Here is a 3,873-nt window from a genome sequence, read left to right on the forward strand (position 1 = left end):
GCCGATGAAGCCGCCGCCGACCACCAGCAGCTTGCCCGGCACGTCGGCCAGTTCCAACGCATCGGTGGAATCCATCACCCGCTTGTCGTCCCACGGGAAGTTCGGCAGCTTCACCGCCTGCGAACCGGCGGCGATGATGCACTGCTCAAAGCGCAGCAGCTGGGTCTTGCCGTCGTCGCCGACGATCTCCAGCTCGTTGGCCGAGACGAACCTGGCAAGGCCCTGCACGGTGCGCACCTTGCGCTGCTTCGCCATGCCGGCCAGGCCCTTGGTCAGCTGGGTGACCACCTTTTCCTTGTAGCCGCGCAGCTTGTCCAGGGTGATCGTCGGCTTGCCGAACTCCACGCCGAAATCACCGGCGTGGGCGACTTCGTCGATCACCGCCGCCGCATGCAGCAGCGCCTTGGACGGGATGCAGCCGACGTTGAGGCAGACGCCGCCGAGGCTGGCGTAACGCTCGATCAGCACCGTGTCCACGCCCAGATCGGCCGACCGGAAGGCGGCGGTGTAGCCGCCCGGGCCCGCGCCGAGCACCACCATCTTGCATTCGATGTCGGCCGGCTTGCCCGAGGACAGCGCCGGCTGCGGTGCGGCCGGTTCGGCCGGGGCGCGGTGCGACGGGGTCACCGGCGGCTTGCTGGCCGATGCCTCGGCCTTGGGCGCGTCGGCCTTGGCCGGTGCGGCCGGTGCGGCGGCCTCACCTTCGGCCTCCAGCAGCAGCACCACGTCGCCTTCGGAGAGGTTGTCGCCGAGCTTGACCTTGATTTCCTTGACCACGCCGGCCGCCGAAGACGGCACTTCCAACGTCGCCTTGTCCGATTCCAGCGTGACCAGGCCCTGGTCCTTCTTCACCGTGTCACCCACGGCGACCAGCAGTTCGATCACCGGGACACCGCTGTAATCGCCGATGTCGGGAACCTTGATTTCAATTGCGGCCATTGTTGTTCTCCTGGGACTCAGCCGGCCTTGCCGGCGAGCAGTTGCTGCAGTTCGTCGAGCGACTCGTCCAGATCTTTCCAGCGACGGTCGAGCTTCTTTTCCTTGGTGTCGCTGGCTTCGATCAGCAGCGCCACCTGTTTCATCATCAGCCTGCCGCTGCCGCACTCCGGGCGCGGGCCACTGAAACGCTGCCCATCCACCTGGAAGGACAGCACTTCACCGTCCAGCACCGCGGCCTTGCGATCAACCGGCACCGCCGCATCGAGCGCGGCTTGCCAACTGCGCAGCAGCCGCTGCGCCAACGCGGCCGGAATGCTGACCTGGTACTGGTCCGGCGACTGGTCCACGCGCAGTTCCAGGCCGCCACCACGGGCGCTGTTGTTCCAGTTGTACACGCGCTTGTCGGCGCGGCTGAAACGCAGCGTCCATTCCGCTTCCTGGGTACCGGGCAGCAGCGCCACGCCGGTCTCGACCCCGCTCTTGGGCAGGGTCACCAACGACAGCGCCGGCTGCGCCTTGCCCTCGAACAGGGTTTCCACTGCCTGGCCATAGTTGCCAACGGCCGGCGGCCAGCCGCGCCCCAGGCCGGACGCGCATTCCGCCGCGACCGCCTGCGACGCCGGCAGCACCGCCAGCATCAGCATCACTGCCAGGCGCTGCCTCACAGCAGGACGCGCCGCATGTCGGCCAGCACCTGGGACAGGTAGGTGGTGAAGCGCGCGGCCAGCGCGCCGTCGATCACGCGGTGGTCGTAGCTCAGCGACAGCGGCAGCATCAGCTTCGGCGCGAACTCCTTGCCGTTCCAGACCGGCTGGATGGACGACTTGGACACGCCGAGGATGGCCACTTCCGGTGCATTGACGATCGGCGTGAACGCCGTGCCACCGATGCCGCCCAGCGAGCTGATCGAGAAGCAGCCGCCGCTCATGTCGGCCGGGCCGAGCTTGCCGTCGCGCGCCTTCTTGGCCAGTTCGCCCGATTCCTGCGCGATCTGCACCACGCCCTTCTTGTCGACGTCGCGGATCACCGGCACGACCAGGCCGCTCGGCGTATCGGCGGCGAAACCGATGTTGAAGTACTTCTTCAGGGTCAGGTTCTCGCCGCTGGCATCGAGCGAGGCGTTGAACTCGGGGAACTTCTTCAGCGCCGCGGCGCTGGCCTTGACCAGGAAGGCGAGCATGGTCAGCTTGATGCCGGCCTTCTCGTTTTCCTTGTTCAGCGCCACGCGCAGGGCTTCCAGCTCGGTGATGTCGGCCTGTTCGAACTGGGTGACGTGCGGAATCATGGCCCAGTTGCGGGCCAGGTTGGCGCCGGAGATCTTCTTGATCCGCGACAGCGGCTGCACCTCGACCTCGCCGAACTTGCTGAAGTCGACCTTCGGCCAGGCCAGCAGGTTCAGGCCGCCGCCGGCGGCAACGGAGCCACCGCTCGCTGCGCCGCCACCGGTCAGGGCGGACTTGACGAACTTCTGCACGTCGCCCTTGGTGATGCGGCCGCCCTTCTCGGTGCCGCTCAGCTGGTTCAGGTCCACACCCAGCTCGCGGGCGAACACGCGCACCGCCGGGGAGGCATACGGCACCTTCTGCGGCAGCACACTGTCGGCATTGAACTGCACCGGCGGGCTGCTCGGGGCACCGGCGGACGGTGCGGCAGCGGCAGCGGCCGGGGCCGGCTGGGTCGCCTTGGCGGCGGCCTGCTCGATATCGCGGGCGGCCAGCTTGTCCGGCTCGGCGGTGGTGGCGACCGGCTCGACCTTGGTCGCGGTCTCGGCCGCTTCGGTCTTGGCCGCCGGGGCCGGCGCAGCGGCAGCGGCCGGCTGGGCCTGGCCTTCGCTGACTTCGATCAGGGCAACGACCTTGCCCTCGGACAGATTGTCGCCAACCTTGACCTTGATCTCCTTGACGACGCCGGCCACCGAGGACGGCACTTCCATCGTGGCCTTGTCCGATTCCAGCGTGACCAGGCCCTGGTCCTTCTTGACGGTGTCTCCAACGGCGACCAGCACCTCGATTACCGGGATATCGCTGTAGTCACCGATATCGGGGACAAGTGCTTCCTTGATTTCGGCCATGGGGATAACTCCGGCAATCTGGTGTAGGGAATCGCCTATTGTGGGGGCAGGAGGCGTCAGCGCCAACCGGCTGGGCGAACTTTTGCGCCCCCTGTCCCGGGACAACCTGTTGCAGCGGCCTGCTTTGCCCGGCTTGCGCTTGGTACAGCACGAAGCAGTATTTTCCAGTCGGTACCGTATTGTCCGCCGCCGCGCGCCGGAGTCAGCCGCTTACGGCCGCCGTGCATCGGCCAGCGGTTGCCATGCCGCCTGCAGCTTCGGCAGCGGCCAGGCCGCGTTGGCCGGGCTGGTGGAGGGCAACGACCAGATCGCCAGCGGCCGGCCGGTCTGCGCCAACGTCGGCGCGACGAAACGCTGGAAGGCCTGGTGCGCGGTACCACCATTGCAGGCGACCGCGCGCAACTGCGGCAACGTGGCGATCAGTGCGCCCAGCGCATTGGGCACTTCGCTACCCCGCACGATCGACGCATCCAGGCTGCCACGTCGCCGGCACTGGCCGATGACATCCCACAGGCCGACGCCGCTGGCATTCAACGCGGCGATGCGCGTTGCATACGGCAACGCCGCATCGACACCACACAACACCTGCATCAGCGGCCAGAAACGATTGCGTGGATGGGCGTAGTACTGCGCGGCCTGCAGCGATGCCAACCCGGGCATCGAGCCCAGCACCAGCACACGACAATCCCCGGACACCTGCGCGGGAAAGYCGATGCAGGTCGATTCTTCCATCACATCTCCACCAGGTGCATGAACATCCTCCAGCGTAACAATTGCCGATTTTGCAGGGCTTTTCTGCTGTTCGCTGAACGGAACAAACTAAATTTTAACGCGCGTCGGATTCGATTCATGTTGTGGGGACT

The 3,873-nt window shown here is 66.8% G+C and carries 4 protein-coding genes; all 4 read right to left on the reverse strand.

The features are described 5' to 3' along the window. On the reverse strand, positions 1 to 939 hold a 939-nt coding region (locus tag ACXJKH_RS16575; RefSeq protein ID WP_457320944.1), incomplete at its 3' end, for an FAD-dependent oxidoreductase. Positions 940 to 956: 17 nt separating this feature from the next. After that, positions 957 to 1,604 carry a hypothetical protein gene (locus ACXJKH_RS16580; protein ID WP_457320946.1) on the reverse strand — a complete coding sequence of 216 codons (648 nt, stop codon included), beginning with the start codon at positions 1,602 to 1,604 and terminating at the stop codon, positions 957 to 959. Next, positions 1,601 to 3,115, reverse strand: a complete 1,515-nt coding sequence (aceF, locus tag ACXJKH_RS16585) for a dihydrolipoyllysine-residue acetyltransferase (RefSeq protein ID WP_457320947.1) — start codon at positions 3,113 to 3,115, stop codon at positions 1,601 to 1,603. The genes ACXJKH_RS16580 and aceF overlap by 4 nt, the downstream gene beginning before the upstream one ends. Before the next feature lie 105 nt (positions 3,116 to 3,220). Then, positions 3,221 to 3,742 carry a DNA-deoxyinosine glycosylase gene (locus ACXJKH_RS16590; RefSeq protein ID WP_457320949.1) on the reverse strand — a complete coding sequence of 174 codons (522 nt, stop codon included), beginning with the start codon at positions 3,740 to 3,742 and terminating at the stop codon, positions 3,221 to 3,223. Positions 3,743 to 3,873: the final 131 nt, after the last annotated feature.

It is taken from the genome of Stenotrophomonas sp. P5_B8 (assembly GCF_054049855.1).